The sequence below is a fragment of the Pseudomonas sp. NPDC077408 genome, from assembly GCF_050269105.1.
GTDB lineage: Bacteria > Pseudomonadota > Gammaproteobacteria > Pseudomonadales > Pseudomonadaceae > Stutzerimonas.
Genome location: NZ_JBNNHS010000003.1, coordinates 95,802 through 110,443 on the forward strand (window position 1 = coordinate 95,802; position 14,642 = coordinate 110,443).

The 14,642-nt window shown below is 59.9% G+C and carries 12 protein-coding genes; 8 read left to right on the forward strand and 4 right to left on the reverse strand.

All coding sequences use genetic code 11. From position 1 onward, the window contains the following. Positions 1 to 68: 68 nt before the first annotated feature. Positions 69 to 422, reverse strand: a complete 354-nt coding sequence (locus ACQKEK_RS09840) for a hypothetical protein (protein ID WP_128120838.1) — start codon at positions 420 to 422, stop codon at positions 69 to 71. 395 nt (positions 423 to 817) lie between these two features. On the opposite strand from ACQKEK_RS09840, the gene rfbD reads away from it, so the two are divergent. Together rfbD and ACQKEK_RS09850 are read left to right on the forward strand one after the other, a co-directional pair. Beyond that, positions 818 to 2,881 (forward strand): dTDP-4-dehydrorhamnose reductase, encoded by a 2,064-nt coding sequence (gene rfbD / locus ACQKEK_RS09845; protein WP_499142357.1) that lies wholly within the window; start codon positions 818 to 820, stop codon positions 2,879 to 2,881. A gap of 119 nt (positions 2,882 to 3,000) precedes the next feature. Continuing rightward, entirely contained in the window at positions 3,001 to 4,164 is a 1,164-nt protein-coding gene (locus ACQKEK_RS09850; RefSeq protein WP_446697681.1) for an NAD(P)-dependent oxidoreductase, read from the forward strand. Positions 4,165 to 4,372: 208 nt separating this feature from the next. On the opposite strand, the gene ACQKEK_RS09855 is transcribed toward ACQKEK_RS09850, so the two are convergent. Both ACQKEK_RS09855 and ACQKEK_RS09860 read right to left on the reverse strand, forming a co-directional pair. Then, entirely contained in the window at positions 4,373 to 4,588 is a 216-nt protein-coding gene (locus tag ACQKEK_RS09855; protein WP_128120836.1) for a hypothetical protein, read from the reverse strand. Positions 4,589 to 4,799: 211 nt separating this feature from the next. Further along, positions 4,800 to 5,165: a hypothetical protein gene (locus ACQKEK_RS09860; RefSeq protein WP_499142359.1), complete on the reverse strand. Its 366-nt coding sequence runs from the start codon at positions 5,163 to 5,165 to the stop codon at positions 4,800 to 4,802. A gap of 639 nt (positions 5,166 to 5,804) precedes the next feature. Between ACQKEK_RS09860 and hppD the strand changes: the two genes are divergently transcribed. The 6 genes from hppD to ACQKEK_RS09890 all read left to right on the forward strand — a co-directional run bounded on the left by hppD (position 5,805) and on the right by ACQKEK_RS09890 (position 13,882). After that, positions 5,805 to 6,884 carry a 4-hydroxyphenylpyruvate dioxygenase gene (hppD, locus tag ACQKEK_RS09865; RefSeq protein WP_127839455.1) on the forward strand — a complete coding sequence of 360 codons (1,080 nt, stop codon included), beginning with the start codon at positions 5,805 to 5,807 and terminating at the stop codon, positions 6,882 to 6,884. A 341-nt stretch (positions 6,885 to 7,225) separates the two neighbouring features. After that, positions 7,226 to 7,573 (forward strand): hypothetical protein, encoded by a 348-nt coding sequence (locus ACQKEK_RS09870; protein WP_128120834.1) that lies wholly within the window; start codon positions 7,226 to 7,228, stop codon positions 7,571 to 7,573. Positions 7,574 to 7,669: 96 nt separating this feature from the next. Continuing rightward, positions 7,670 to 8,923, forward strand: coding sequence for a TolC family protein (locus ACQKEK_RS09875; RefSeq protein ID WP_499142361.1), 1,254 nt, complete (start codon positions 7,670 to 7,672; stop codon positions 8,921 to 8,923). Next, positions 8,920 to 10,365, forward strand: coding sequence for an efflux RND transporter periplasmic adaptor subunit (locus ACQKEK_RS09880; RefSeq protein WP_499142363.1), 1,446 nt, complete (start codon positions 8,920 to 8,922; stop codon positions 10,363 to 10,365). Before ACQKEK_RS09875 ends, ACQKEK_RS09880 begins: the two co-directional genes overlap by 4 nt. Then, positions 10,362 to 13,526, forward strand: coding sequence for an efflux RND transporter permease subunit (locus tag ACQKEK_RS09885; RefSeq protein ID WP_499142365.1), 3,165 nt, complete (start codon positions 10,362 to 10,364; stop codon positions 13,524 to 13,526). Before ACQKEK_RS09880 ends, ACQKEK_RS09885 begins: the two co-directional genes overlap by 4 nt. Next, positions 13,523 to 13,882 carry a copper-binding protein gene (locus ACQKEK_RS09890; protein ID WP_499142367.1) on the forward strand — a complete coding sequence of 120 codons (360 nt, stop codon included), beginning with the start codon at positions 13,523 to 13,525 and terminating at the stop codon, positions 13,880 to 13,882. The genes ACQKEK_RS09885 and ACQKEK_RS09890 overlap by 4 nt, the downstream gene beginning before the upstream one ends. 104 nt (positions 13,883 to 13,986) lie before the next feature. Here ACQKEK_RS09890 and ACQKEK_RS09895 read toward each other — a convergent pair whose 3' ends face one another. Beyond that, a complete protein-coding gene (locus ACQKEK_RS09895) occupies positions 13,987 to 14,391 on the reverse strand; it encodes a GFA family protein (protein ID WP_499142369.1) in 405 nt (134 codons plus the stop codon). Positions 14,392 to 14,642: the final 251 nt, after the last annotated feature.

Genomic DNA, 14,642 nt, shown 5'->3' on the forward strand with positions numbered 1-14,642 from the left:
ATGAAGTGTGCCGACCAAGCGGCGTGTCGGGGTTGCCGTACCTGATTCCGATCATTGGCCAACCGAAGCTATACGCCCTCCGGCTGGCACACCAACAGGGCAATCGGACCACCACTCGAATACTTGCCGGGCACCCTGGCCACCGCTTGCTCGTTTGGACTGATAGACATCGCGGGTGCCGCAGTCATGATGGTTTCTTCGGGCCAGGCGTGGAACTGGCACGAGGCGACCTCCTGGCTGTGATTGGTAATCTTGACGGCGGGGACGCCGCGCAAGTCGACTTTGTCTGAGGACGCTTGCGGTACTCCCAGTTCTTCCACTTCCAGGTTCATACCGTTCAAACGTTTGACGACCAGAGGCTCCTGAGCGAGGGCAGGCAGAGCGAACGCCAAGCTGATAAGCGCTAATAAAGGTCTCTTCATTCTGCTTCTCCGTTTTGGTGGCTTATTCATCTGAACAGGGCTGGCGCGCTGAGTTCGAGGATTGACTCGATGCTGCTATCAGACGGGCGAGGCAGGCCGTCGCTGGTTGCATCTCTCAGCCCGCGATTAACCAGGGCGTGGGTTCAGTTGGATGCTCCACGCGATAGGAAACCGGTGCGCCAGCGGCCATTCGGCTTTCCCACCATGATCGGCGTCGGTGCGATCTAGTCCGCCACATTTAGTTGCAATTCACTGAACCCCGTTCATCTTCCTCGGTCAGAGCTGAGCGCCAGGGCTCACGCCTATGACGCACCGCAGCGCACCCCTGCCGCGAGGTCAGTCGGGTCGTCTGTCGGGTTGGAATCAACCACCTTCTTCAGATGCCGAGCGCGCCAATGGATCAGATATACGCTGTCGTACTGTCGTACAAACGCAAGGATTTGCTTAAGCGTTGTCTGGAAGGGATCAGTGTCCAGAGCCGTCCGTGTGACGCCATCATCGTGGTCGATAACGCCAGCAATGATGGGACCGAAGAGGTGTTGCTCGACTCAGATGTCGCTAATCTTAAGGTGTACGTGTTGTCCCGAAATACCGGCGCATCGGGTGGTTTCAGTGCCGGGTTTCGTATGGCCTATCAGCAGGGCGCTGACTTTGTCTGGATGATGGATGACGATGTCATCCCTGAACCGGATGCCTTGGAAAAACTGCTTGAGGCTGATCAGCGACTCGCCGAGCACAAACAGCCACGCTCCTTCTTGCTGTCGAGGGCGTTTACCGAGGCGGGTTTGCTCACCAACGTGCCGCGAATCGATGAGCGTACCAACGCCATTGATTACGAAAACTGGCCCGCGTTGCTGCACCTCGGTGTAGTGCCGGTGCGACCAGCCACCTATGTATCGATCCTGGTACCGCGAGAAACATTGGCCCGGCACGGCGTGCCATTGGCCCCAATGTTCATGTGGGGAGACGATACCGAGTTTACGTTGCGTATCAGCCAGGACACGCCGGGTTACCTCGTAGTTGCTAGCAACGTCCTGCACCTGCGGCGTGTTAGCGGTGCCATCGACATTCTGCGCGAGCCGGACCCCAGTCGGATTGCGCTGCATCGGCACCTGGTACGCAACGAACTGTTCGTGGCGCGCCGGTATTTCCGCAAGCGACGGGTGTTAGGCCTGTTCACATCACGGCTGGGGCTGGTTGCTGCGATGCTGGTGCGAGGTCAGTTTGCCAAGGCACGCATCATCCTCACGGGGCTGATGGAGAGCTTCAGCTTCGCACCGGTTCCGGAGGCCGCCGATGCGCCAGTTGAGGCGCTGGGTGTGAGCGTGCGTGAGCTGGTCCCAAAGCGGTCAGGCGAGACAGCTGAGCAAACCATCCAACAGCAGCCAGATACTGCCCCAGTTACGGTTACCCGCACCGATATGTTGGCCGATACGCCTATCCGTACGGGGCACACCAACATGCGGGTTCTCGTCTGTGGCGCGGAAGGGCAGGTCGGCTATTGCCTGACCAATCAGGCTGCCAGCTTCGGGTTGGATGCCATCGGCTTGTCTCGCCAGGCATTGGACATTACCCGCGCGGAGCACATTCGCGAGGCCATCGAGCTTCATAAGCCTGCCCTTATCATCAACGCAGCGGCGTACACCAACCTGGATCACGCCGAAGCCGAAGTGGCGCAGGCTCAGGCGGTCAACCGCGACGGCGCTGCCAACCTGGCTGCAGCCGCCCGACAGTTCGGTATTCCCTTGTTCCATCTGTCGAGTGAATACGTATTTTCCGGTGACGCTGACAAGCCCTACCGTGAAACCGACCAGGCGATGCCGAACAGCGTGTACGGCTCCACACGTCTCGCGGGCGAGCAGGTCATCAGCCAGACGCTTGACCGCTACCTCATTCTGCGGACCAGCTGGATCTACGGTGAGCGCGGAAACAACTTCGTCAAAACGATGCTCAACCTGGGCAACAAGACGGAGGAAATCTCCGTCGTCAGCGATCAGATCGGTTGCCCGACCCGAGCCCGCAGCGTTGCACGCGTACTGATCGAACTGGCTCTGCGCTATTGCCGTGACGGCGATCTGGAGTGGGGGCTGTATCACTACAGCGGTGCGTCTCCGTGCAGCTGGGCCGAGTTTGCCACCGAGGTGTTCCAGGAAGCCGAATCGGCGGGGTTGATTGACACAGCCCCCCGTGTGCTGCCGGTGCCTAGCTCAAGCCTGCCTCGGGCTGCGTTGCGGCCAGCCTGGTCCGTGCTCGATTGTTCGCTCATCGAGGAGACATTCGGTATCCGGCCCAAGCACTGGCGAGATGAATTGCGGCATGTGATTCGGCGAATCAGCGATATGCCGGTCGTGCCGTTCGGGCCTTCGCCCAGCCGCGTTCCATTCAAGGCGTATCCGTTTTGTATCCAAGAGCAGCCCGCGCAGCTATCGGCGTCCAGGCGGTCCGCCACAGGCGAATAAATACTCGGGCGGATCAAAAACCTTTTCTAAATATTACGGTCCGAGGCTCAGGACTTTTCCGAAGGGATTTCACCATGACAGATGCAACGATCAAGAGAGTAGGTGTTTCGGGTACAGGGATGATCTCGCACTGTTTCGTTCGTCTGATCATGCAGCACTACAAGGATCTTAAAATCAGCCGGGTCTTGACCCGTAGAAGCGTCGCGACGCTGAGTAGCTTTCCGCTGGCCGACGCGCTGACCAACTCCATTGACGATCTTATTGCCAACTCAGATGTGATCGTCGAGTGCACGGGTGACGTCTTTTTCGGTACCGAAGTGATCGAGCGCGCCTTCGAAGCCGGGGTGCCGGTGGTTACCATCAACGCCGAGCTTCAGGTCACGACGGGGTCTTACCTTTCCGGCAAGGGATTCCTGACCGAAGCCGAAGGGGATCAGCCTGGATCGCTCGCCGCGCTGCGCGAAGAAGCCTTGCAGATGGGCTTTCAGCCGCTGGTCTACGGCAACATGAAGGGCTACCTGAACCATAACCCCAGCCTTGAAGACATGGCTTACTGGTCCAAGCGACAGGGCATCAGCATTGAACAGACCACATCCTTTACCGATGGCACCAAGGTGCAGATCGAGCAGGTCGTGGTAGGCAACGGGTTTGGCGCGACTATCACCAGACGTGGTCTGGAAGGACTGACGTCGACCGATCTAAACGTCAGCGGCAACGTTCTCGGGCTGATTGCAGAAGGCGTCGGACAACCAATTGTCGACTACGTATTGCCCAATGGCTATTCGGCGGGCGGCGTGTTTCTGGTGTGCCGGCACGATGAAATGCAGGCGCGGGCAATCGAATACTTCAAGCTCGGGCCTGGGCCGTATTACGTGCTGACACGACCCTTTCACCTCTGCTCGCTCGAAGTCGGCAAGACCGTACGGCGGGTGCTTGCCGGTGGCGGTGTGCTGCTGAACAATTCTGTTTCGCCCACCTTGGGTGTTGCGGCAATCGCCAAACGTGAGATGAAGGCTGGAGAGATGATCGGCCGTGGAATAGGTGGGTTCGACGTTCGCGGCGAAGCAGTCAAACTTGCCGACGAGCTCGATCACGTACCCATCGGGCTGCTGCGCAACACGGTTCTCAAGAGAGCTGTCGAGCCGGGGCAGCTGATCACGTTCGACGACATCGAAGTTCAGCCCAGCCGCGTGCTGGACATCATCTTCCAGCAACAACAAAAAGTGCTGCAGCGGATCGAAACAGACGTTCAGCCAACGCTGTTGCGCCAGGCTCTGCAGTGAGAGCCCAGGACGAGGCGGAGGTCTGGGCCGACGGATACGGTTTCGTGGAGTTTCAGCGGACCGGAATCGGCCTCGTCCCGTATCACCACGAATCTCGCACTGTGCAAGATACGCTGCCAATCGCAGCGCCCATACAGTTGACTGAAGAAGATTCAGCGGGTGACGGCACTGCCTTCACCCTGCTGGCATGATCGACCGACTTGCCAGCTCACGCGAGCTGAGACTGGTCCCCGGTCATGCTGCCTTCAGCGGCCATATTAAGCGTGTTCCAGAGGCTGCAGGCAAGGCGCACCACGGCGCCGCCGAAGCCGCTGGCTTCTGTTTGAGCATCCAGCTCGTTGTCAAAAACCGCTAACACGCTACCGTAGGAATAAACGACTCCCCACCGATCCGGGTTTCCGCTATCTGCCTTGATGATATCCACGACCGTCTCCCAAAATGTCACGAGGTGTGACAAAAATACGGCGCATAAATACCACGGCGTCATAAAGCCGACAACTGCCGTTCGGCGGGACTCCAATCAGCCCCGGTTAAGGGGCCATCCGTGCCGTTTTTTATGCCGGCTCAGCCCCACCACCTAGGTGTCCTGGAACAGCGCAGTTGATCAAGCGGCGTTCGGTCGTCGCAGCATTTGACTACGTGCCACGGCGCTCCCCCGGATGCGTTTCATGCCCCATTGGCGTGGCATCAGGTAGGTTCACATCCGGCTCGGCGAAGTCTGGGCTGTGTACTTCAGAGTCCATTGGCATGTGACTGTAGCGCTGCTTGTCGGCGGATACGTGGCGTGGCTGCGGCTCGGTAGCGGTCAGGATACGTTTGGCCTCGCAACGCCCACTGATGCCGCGCGCTAAAGCCATGCCACCCATCGCCAGCTGCAACAGGCCGCTCAGTCCGCCGCGACGCAACCCTCTGCCCAGCATAACCAGCCCGCCCGCAACGGAGGCGCTGCGTTCCCAGCCGTGCACGTTTTGTGGGGCGCTCTTGTCGAAAAGTCGATTCATGGTCGTTCCTTTTTGTTCAGCTGTTGAATATGACGCCCGCTCGAGGGCGTAGCGGGCGGGACAGGTGATGCTCGTCGGATAAACGCGGTGTTCTGGCCACAGCAGAGCCTGTTTGCCTCGTTTCGTTAGCCATAGATTCGGCAGCGTCGCAGCGGTATTCGTTCGAGGCGGGAGATAAGCGGCACGCGACATGGGCTTGACAGTTGGACATGCGTCCCGCAGATTTCGCTAAACGTAATTCGATTACGCAAAAGAATAATAGAGCGCCGCGTAGACACGGCGCGCCTTCAGTGCAGCCATGGCAACGAATATGGATTCATCCGTTTTTTTTCAGTTCACCGCGTCCGCTCGACTTCGGAGCGTCCAGGTGGCCGCCAGGTCGTTGAGCGTGGCCGGCTTGGTGAAGCCGTTGCAGGATGGCGCGGCTAGTCTGTCCAGCAGGCTGAAGCGCAGCCTGGAAGCCAGGTCGATGGCCGCGCCTGACGTTCGGATGAGCTGCTGAAATGAAGATCTTGGGCTTTCGATTGACCCTGGGCGACCATCTGGGTCGCAGCGTCCGTGGGATTTCCTGTGCGCCGCCGAGTTGACCTTCGCATAACGTCAATTTCGCTAACGTACCGTTACTCCAAGGAGCCAATCATGGCCGACCTGTTTGAAAATCCCATGGGCCTTATGGGCTTCGAATTCATTGAATTTGCCTCGCCCACCCCGAACGTCATCGAGCCGGTACTGGAAAGCATGGGCTTTACCCATGTCGCCAACCACCGTTCCAAAGATGTGGCGCTGTACCGCCAAGGTGAGATCAACGCCATTGTCAATCGCGAGGCGAAAGGCCTGCCAGCTTATTTCGCCGCTGAGCATGGGCCTTCAGTGTGTGGCATGGCGTTCCGGGTAAAGGACGCGCAGAAGGCCTATACCCGTGCGCTGGAGTTGGGCGCTCAGGCTATCGAGCTGCCTACCGGTCCGATGGAGCTGCGCCTGCCGGCAATCAAGGGTATCGGCGGAGCGCCGTTGTATCTGATCGACCGTTTCGGTGAGGGCAGCTCGATTTATGACATCGATTTCGTGTTCCTGGAGGGCGTCGAGCGTCATCCGGTTGGCGCTGGCCTGAAGCTCATCGACCATCTGACCCACAACGTATATCGCGGCCGCATGGCTTACTGGGCGGACTTCTACGAGAAGCTGTTCAACTTCCGTGAGATCCGTTACTTCGACATCAAGGGTGAGTACACCGGCCTGACATCCAAGGCCATGACCGCGCCGGACGGCATGATCCGCATCCCCCTCAACGAGGAGTCGTCGAAGGGCGCTGGGCAGATCGAGGAATTTCTCATGCAGTTCAACGGTGAGGGTATCCAGCACGTCGCCTTCCTCACCGACAACCTGATCGAGACCTGGGACAAGCTGAAGGCCAGCGGCACGGTCTTCATGACTGCGCCGCCGGAAACCTACTACGAGATGCTCGAGGGGCGGCTGCCCAACCACGGCGAGCCGGTAGAAGAGCTGAAATCCCGCGGCATTCTGCTGGACGGTGCAGTTGAGGACGGTGAGCAGCGCCTGCTGCTGCAAATCTTCTCCGGCACGGTACTGGGGCCGGTGTTCTTCGAGTTCATTCAGCGCAAAGGTGATAGCGGCTTCGGCGAGGGCAACTTCAAGGCGCTGTTCGAATCCATCGAGCGTGATCAGATTAAGCGCGGCGTGCTCAGCACCACTGAGTAACCACCGAGACGGCAACCGACTCCGGTTGCCGTTCCAATCGATCCAGTTGTTTCACCGCGCTTTCAAGCGCACCGGCGGCGGCACAAGGGCGCTGCCGGTGCCGGTGCGGCTTCGCCATGTGTGTGATTAGCGAAACGATCAGGCCAGATGATCCCGTCCTTGGTCCGGCCGAAGCGAGCGGAGACGCCAAGGCCGCCACGTAACCTCCGAACGGGGCAGTGATGAATAGCTAACGCGGTCAATGCATGCCGTTACAAGAACAGGGCGCATGTGACAACGCAGCTTGCAGAGCGACCAAATGTCTTATTGATTGCTTCTGCGTTGCCGCTTAGGCTCAGCCCATGACCGTCAACATGCGTTCCTTCCTTATCCTGCTGCTGGTACTTACGCTTCCGATCAATGGGATGGCGCAACTACTCATGCCGGCAACGTCGTCGGTGCATCACCAGATGGCTGATATGGAAGGCATGAGCGGCATGGACAACGCTGATCAAGATTGTCATGAAGGACAGGATCAAGGCCCAACGACTGTCTGCAAAAGCGGGCAAGAATGCAAAACTTCCAGCCTCGTTCAGATTGCGGCGGCGAAGGCGGATGTGATTCCTGCAGCCAAGCCCGTGACTACACCCTATAACGACCAGATCCCTTCCCGTCTTCTGGACGCCGTCTGGCACCCACCCCGCGTCTGATTCCGATCGAATTCTAGAAACCCGCCCGAATGTGAGCATTCGGGTCGGTTACCGCGCGCCCTTTTGGCCCGCATGGAAGATCAGGAATCCTTTTAAATGAAACCCCTTATTCGCTGGGCGCCCCATCAAGTGGCCGCCTTGATCATGGGCGCGCTCTCGTTTCCCGGGCTCGTGTCAGCTCTCACGTTGGAACAGGCTTTGAGCTTGGCCGAGCAGCAGGCACCTTCGTTAGCCGCGCAAACTGCCAACCTCCACGCTGCTCGTAGCGCTGCGATTCCGGCAGGCGAACTCCCCGATCCGAAGCTCAGGCTTGGGCTGCAAAACGTACCCATCGAAGGCGACACACGCTGGCGGCTCGATGAAGAGGCCATGACCATGCAAATGGTCGGCGTCATGCAAGAGGTCCCGAATCGGGCGAAACGGCGCGCTCGAATCGAGGCTGCGCAGGCAGGTGTCGCGCTTGCAGGCGTGCAGCAGTCCATCGAGCGTCTCAGCGTTCGTCAAGCGACCGCCGAGGCCTGGATCGCTAGCTTCGCGGTCGAGCAGAAGCTGAGTCTTTTCAAACAGTTCTACGGCGAGAACAAGCTGTTTTCCAAGGCTGTTCAGGCGCGTATTGCTGGCGGGCGCGGCCAGACCGCCGACAGCGTGCTTCCCAAGCAGGAAGCCGCCTTGCTGGCAGAACAGGAAGATGAGCTGGTACGCAACCAGGCGGTTGCACGGGCCGAGTTACGCCGCTGGATAGGCGAGCCGGCTAACCAGCCGCTGACAGGCGTCTGGCCGCAATGGCCCGCCGACGCTGTTCACTACCAGCACAACCTCGACCGTCACCCGGCACTGCTGGCATTCGGTCCGATGACACGCGAGGCCGAGGCAAACGTCAGCCAGGCCATCGCCGAAAAAACACCGGACTGGAGTTGGGGCGTCGACTACCTGCGTCGGGGGCGGGAGTACGGCGACATGGTGAACCTCAGCGTCAGCTTCGACCTGCCGATGTTCACCGGCTCGCGACAGGACCCGAAGATCGCTGCCGAGCGGGCACGGCTCGCGCAGATCGAGGCTCAGCGCCAGGCGACGTTACGTATGCATGACCAGGAGCTGACCGCCAACCTGGCTGAGTATCAACGCTTGTCTCGGGTACTGACGCGCCTCGAACAAACCCTACTGCCGCTCGCAGAACAGAAGGTTGACCTGGCCATGGCCGATTACCGCGCTGGGAAAGGCGAATTGATCGCTGTGATCGATGCGCGCCGCCAGCTCGTCGAAACCCGTCTGCGTCGCATCGACACGTCTCGTGACCTTTCGCTGAGCAATGCCCGCCTGCATTTCGCCTTTGGAGATACCCAACCATGAGCTTCCACATACAACAGCTGGCGCTCGTACTCAGCGTGATGATCGGTGCGACCGCAGCAGCCGTGATGCCCACCGCAGCCTTGGCACAAGCAGCTGATGATGAGGGCAGGGCAGTGCTCTATTGGTACGACCCGATGGTCCCGCAGCAGAAATTCGACAAACCGGGTAAATCACCCTTCATGGATATGGAGCTCGTCCCGCGTTATGCCGATGAAGGCAGCGACGGGGCATCGATGAAGATCGACCCGAGCGTGACGCAGAACCTCGGCATCCGTCTGGCGACGGCTGTGCGTGAGTCGATCAGTCAGTCGCTTGAAGCCACCGGAGCATTGTTGTTTGACGAGCGCGACGTGGCGGTGGTGCAGGCGCGCGCTGGAGGCTTCGTCGAGCGCGTTTACGATCGTGCACCTGAGGATGTGATCGACAAGGGGGCGCCGCTGGCCGATCTGCTCATACCGGAATGGGCCGCGGCACAGGAAGAGTACCTGGCGCTCCGAGACGTTGGTGAACCCCAGCTGTTGGCCGCCGCGCGGCAACGGTTACGCCTCGCCGGTATGCCGGCAGACGTTATTGCGCAACTGCAACGGAGCGGCAAGACACGCGCGGTCTGGACCGTAACCAGCCCGATTGCTGGCGTGTTGAGCAGTCTCGATGTTCGCGAGGGCATGACAGTACCTGCCGGCGCATCACTTGCACGCATCAATGGACTGAGCACCGTTTGGTTGGAGGTGGCGGTGCCTGAGGCCCAGGTCGGTCATCTGGCACAAGGGCAAAAGGTAACCGCGCGCTTGCCGGCCTTTGCCGGTCAATCCTTGGAAGGGACGATTCAGGCCGTGCTGCCGCAAGCCAACCTGGATAGCCGTACGGTGCGTGTCCGGGTCGAGCTACCTAACCCACAACAGCGACTACGCCCCGGCATGACGGCGCAGGTGACCTTGAATCGCGACGTCGAGCAGGCTTTGATCATTCCTTCCGAGGCGGTCATTCGGACCGGTCGCCGGGCATTGGTCATGCTGGCGGAGGATGAAGGCCGTTACCGTCCCGTCGAGGTGCGTATCGGTCGGGAATTCGATGACAGAACCGAAATACTTGAAGGGCTCGAAGCCGGCCAGAAGGTCGTTGCGTCCGGCCAGTTCCTGCTTGATTCCGAGGCGAGTCTGCGCGGACTGACCGCGCAAAGCCTGGAACAGCCGAAGTCCTCCTTCGAATCTGCATTGCACGAGACTGAAGGCACGATTGTGGGGCTGGAAGACGGCATGGTTGGCCTGTCGCATGGGCCGTTCAAGACCTTGAATATGCCCGGGATGACCATGGCCTTTCCGGTTGCCGATCCATCGCTTACCGCAGGCTTGCAGTCGGGCGACCGTGTCCGCGTTGGCGTGCGTGAAACTGACGAGGGCCTGATCATCGAGCGCATCGTGAAGCTCGGGGGCCAGCCATGATCGCAGCCATGATCCGCTGGTCAGTCGCCAACCGTTTTTTGGTCCTGCTGGCCACTGTTTTCGCGGTGGCCTGGGGCGTCTGGTCGGTCAAGAACACAGCGGTCGATGCCTTGCCTGACCTATCCGATGTCCAGGTCATCATCCGCACCCCATACCCGGGCCAGGCGCCTCAAATCGTTGAAAACCAGGTCACCTATCCACTGACCACAACGATGTTGTCGGTGCCAGGCGCGAAGACGGTGCGCGGCTACTCGTTTTTCGGAGACAGCTACGTATACGTCCTGTTCGAGGACGGCACGGACCTCTATTGGGCCCGCTCGCGGGTATTGGAATACCTGAGTCAGGTACAAAGCCGGCTGCCCGCCGCGGCCAAGCCCGCCTTAGGTCCAGATGCCACGGGTGTCGGCTGGATCCACCAATATGTGCTGGTGGACCGCACGGGCAGGCACGACCTCTCACAGCTGCGCTCTCTGCAGGACTGGTTCCTGCGCTATGAGCTCAAGACACTGCCCAACGTGGCGGAAGTCGCATCCATCGGCGGGATGGTCAAGCAGTACCAAGTGGTACTCGACCCGGTACGCATGGCCAGCCGGGGCGTGACACAGCAGCAGATCGCAACGGCCATCGACGAGGCGAACCGTGAAACCGGCGGGAGTGTTCTGGAACTGGCAGAAACCGAGTTCATGGTTCGTGCGACCGGCTATTTGCAGACGCTGAGCGATTTTCGAGCCATTCCGCTGCGTCTCGATGGCGGCGTGCCGGTAACCCTCGGAGACGTTGCGCACGTTCAGCTCGGCCCAGAGATGCGCCGCGGCATTGCCGAGCTTGATGGCGAGGGGGAAGTGGTCGGTGGAGTGGTCATTCTGCGCAGCGGCAAAAACGCGCGGGAAACCATCGCCGCGGTCCAGACCAAGCTCGACGAACTCAAAGCGAGCTTGCCTCCGGGTGTTGAAATCGTCACGACCTACGACCGCAGCAAACTGATCGACAGCGCTGTTGAAAACCTCACCCACAAGCTCATCGAGGAGTTCATCGTCGTTGCACTGGTTTGTGCGCTGTTCCTTTGGCATTTGCGCTCGTCTTTGGTGGCAATCGTTTCGTTGCCAATCGGCATCTTGATTGCGTTCGTGATCATGCAGCGGCAGGGCATCAACGCCAACATCATGTCCCTGGGCGGCATTGCCATTGCCATCGGGGCGATGGTCGACGCAGCCATCGTCATGATCGAAAACGCTCACAAGCACATCGAGGCGTGGCACAAGCGCTACCCAGATTCCACTCTTAAAGGCCAGGAGCACTGGAAGGTGATCACCGAGGCGGCCGTCGAGGTCGGACCGGCCCTGTTCTTCAGCCTCCTGATCATCACCCTGTCGTTCATTCCAGTGTTCACCCTTGAGGCGCAGGAAGGTCGCCTGTTCGGTCCGCTGGCATTTACCAAAACTTATGCCATGGCAGCAGCCGCTGGCTTGTCCGTCACGCTGGTTCCGGTACTGATGGGGTACTGGATACGGGGCAAAATCCCGGCTGAACACCGCAATCCCCTCAACCGAGGCCTCATCTGGATCTACAAGCCTGCCTTGGACGCGGTGCTGCGTTGGCCCAAGACAACGTTGCTGGTGGCGGTTCTGGTCTTTCTGACGGGCTTGTGGCCTGCCAGTCGACTCGGTGGTGAGTTCTTGCCACCGTTGGACGAAGGTGACCTGCTCTATATGCCCACTGCACTTCCGGGCCTCTCGGCGCAGAAGGCGTCCGAGCTGTTACAGCAGACCGACCGGCTAATCAAAACGGTTCCAGAGGTTGCCCGCGTGTTTGGCAAGGCGGGGCGAGCCGACACCGCAACCGATCCTGCGCCGCTGGAAATGTTCGAAACGACCATTCAGTTCAAGCCGAAGGATCAGTGGCGCGAAGGAATGACGCCCGAAAAACTGGTGGAGGAGCTGGACCGCACGGTGCAAGTGCCTGGGTTGGCCAACCTCTGGATCCCGCCCATTCGAAACCGCATCGACATGCTGGCGACCGGTATCAAGAGCCCGATCGGGGTGAAGGTGTATGGCACCGAGTTGGCACAGATCGATAAAGCCACCTTGGCCATCGAGAAAATCGCCAAAACCGTGCCCGGTGTCAGCTCGGCGTTGGCCGAGCGACTGACCGGCGGGCGCTATATCGATGTGGACATCGATCGTGTCGCGGCGGCACGTTATGGCTTGAACATAGCGGATGTGCAATCCATCGTGGCCGGTGCCATCGGAGGCCAGACCGTCGGTGAGACTGTCGAAGGGCTTGCGCGGTATCCGATCAACCTTCGCTACGGTCGAGAGTGGCGCGACTCGCTGACGGATCTGCGCGACCTGCCTATCTACACGCCGCAGGGCAGCCAGATCACCCTGGGCACGGTTGCCGAGGTCAAGGTGACCGACGGCCCACCGATGCTTAAAAGCGAGAACGCCAGGCTGTCGGGTTGGGTTTACGTCGATGTTCGTGGTCGTGACATGGCTGCTGTGGTGAGCGATCTGAGGCAAAGGGTCAGCGAAAGTGTTCAGCTCGAGTCCGGCATGAGCATCAGCTATTCCGGTCAATTCGAGTTCATGGAGCGCGCCAACGCCAAGTTGAAACTGGTGGTGCCGGCCACCTTGCTGATCATCTTTGTTCTGCTCTACCTCACGTTTTCCCGCTTCGGCGAGGCGCTGTTGATCATGGCCACGCTGCCATTCGCCCTGACCGGAGGTGTCTGGTTTCTGTATCTACTGGGCTACAACCTGTCCGTCGCGACCGGTATTGGCTTCATCGCGCTCGCCGGGGTTTCCGCTGAGTTCGGCGTCATCATGTTGCTGTACCTGACGAACGCCTGGCGAGACCGCCTCAACGCCGGTGCGCGAGATGAAGCCGACCTGCTCGACGCGATTCGCGAGGGCGCCGTACAGCGCGTGCGCCCCAAGGCCATGACAGTGGCAGTCATCATCGCCGGTCTGTTGCCCATCCTTTTGGGGGGCGGAACCGGCAGCGAAATCATGAGCCGCATCGCCGCGCCCATGGTCGGCGGGATGATTACCGCGCCCTTGCTTTCCCTGTTCGTGCTGCCGGCGGCGTACTTGCTGATGCGCCGCCGTCAATTGCCGACCATCCCACACCACTCCATCAACTCCGCAGGAGCACATTCATGAACATCAAGCACATCTGCCTTGCGACATTCTTCCTGATACCTGCTGCCTATGCCGCCGACAAGCAACCCATGGACGGCATGCCGATGGATCACAAAGGCACGAACATGCAAACGGACCAGCAGGTGGACGGAGGACAGGCCGCTACCGCCACCGGCACGGTCAAGAAAGTGAACCTGGAAAAGGGCTCGGTCATCATCGCTCACGGCCCGGTCGAAGCACTCGGCTGGCCATCCATGACCATGGGCTTCAAGGCAACGCCGGATCAACTCCGGACCTTGCAGCAGGGTGACCAGCTTGAGTTCGACTTTGTTTCGAAAGGGATGAACGCCGTCGTCACCCGAATCGACAAACAGTAACAGACTGGGTCATACCCCTCGGCACCGTGGATGCACCGCGCGGTGCCTTGGCTTCGAAGATCTGCCGTGCGGTGGCGAGCGATCCGGATGGCCGAAGGGTCTCTTTAGGTCTGCAATTTGGGGGGCGGGTCGTCAGCGCTGGTATCACGGTCCCGTTCGTGACGCGTGAGCGGAAACAGCGGCAACCAGGCCTCGCGACGAACCGTCCAGCTTTCGTAACTGGGCATCAGTTGATCAGGAGCGTCGAGGGAACCCAGATGCACTTCGATTTCGTCTGCTGTGCGTGCAAAAACGGACGAGCCACAGCGGGGGCAGAAATGTCGCCCGGCATAGTCCTGCGCTTCGCCGGTAATCGTCACGGCATCCTGCGCAAACACAGCGGCGGCGTAGAAGAGGGCACCGTGATGCTTTCGACAGTCGAGGCAATGGCATAGGCCAACCCGCTTCGGGCGGCCCGTCGCCACAATCCGCAAGTTGCCGCACAGGCAACCACCGGTGAATCGCTCCATCTGGCTTCCTCTGGTCAATGGTCGGATCGAACCTGTCTCGTCAGTCATAGCTGAAAAACAGATGACCGGCGTACTAAAGGTCGCTTCATTGGCTGCGACCGTGTTTTCCCGTACGGACGCAGGTCTCCTTCGGCTGCCGCAGGCAGACGACCTGCCTCTGCTGATTGCCGAAAGCCGTACTGATCAGGCGACTTCGATGCATTACCGGACGGTCTGGCTGCGTTGGGCATACGAACGGCCTTGGCTTGCGA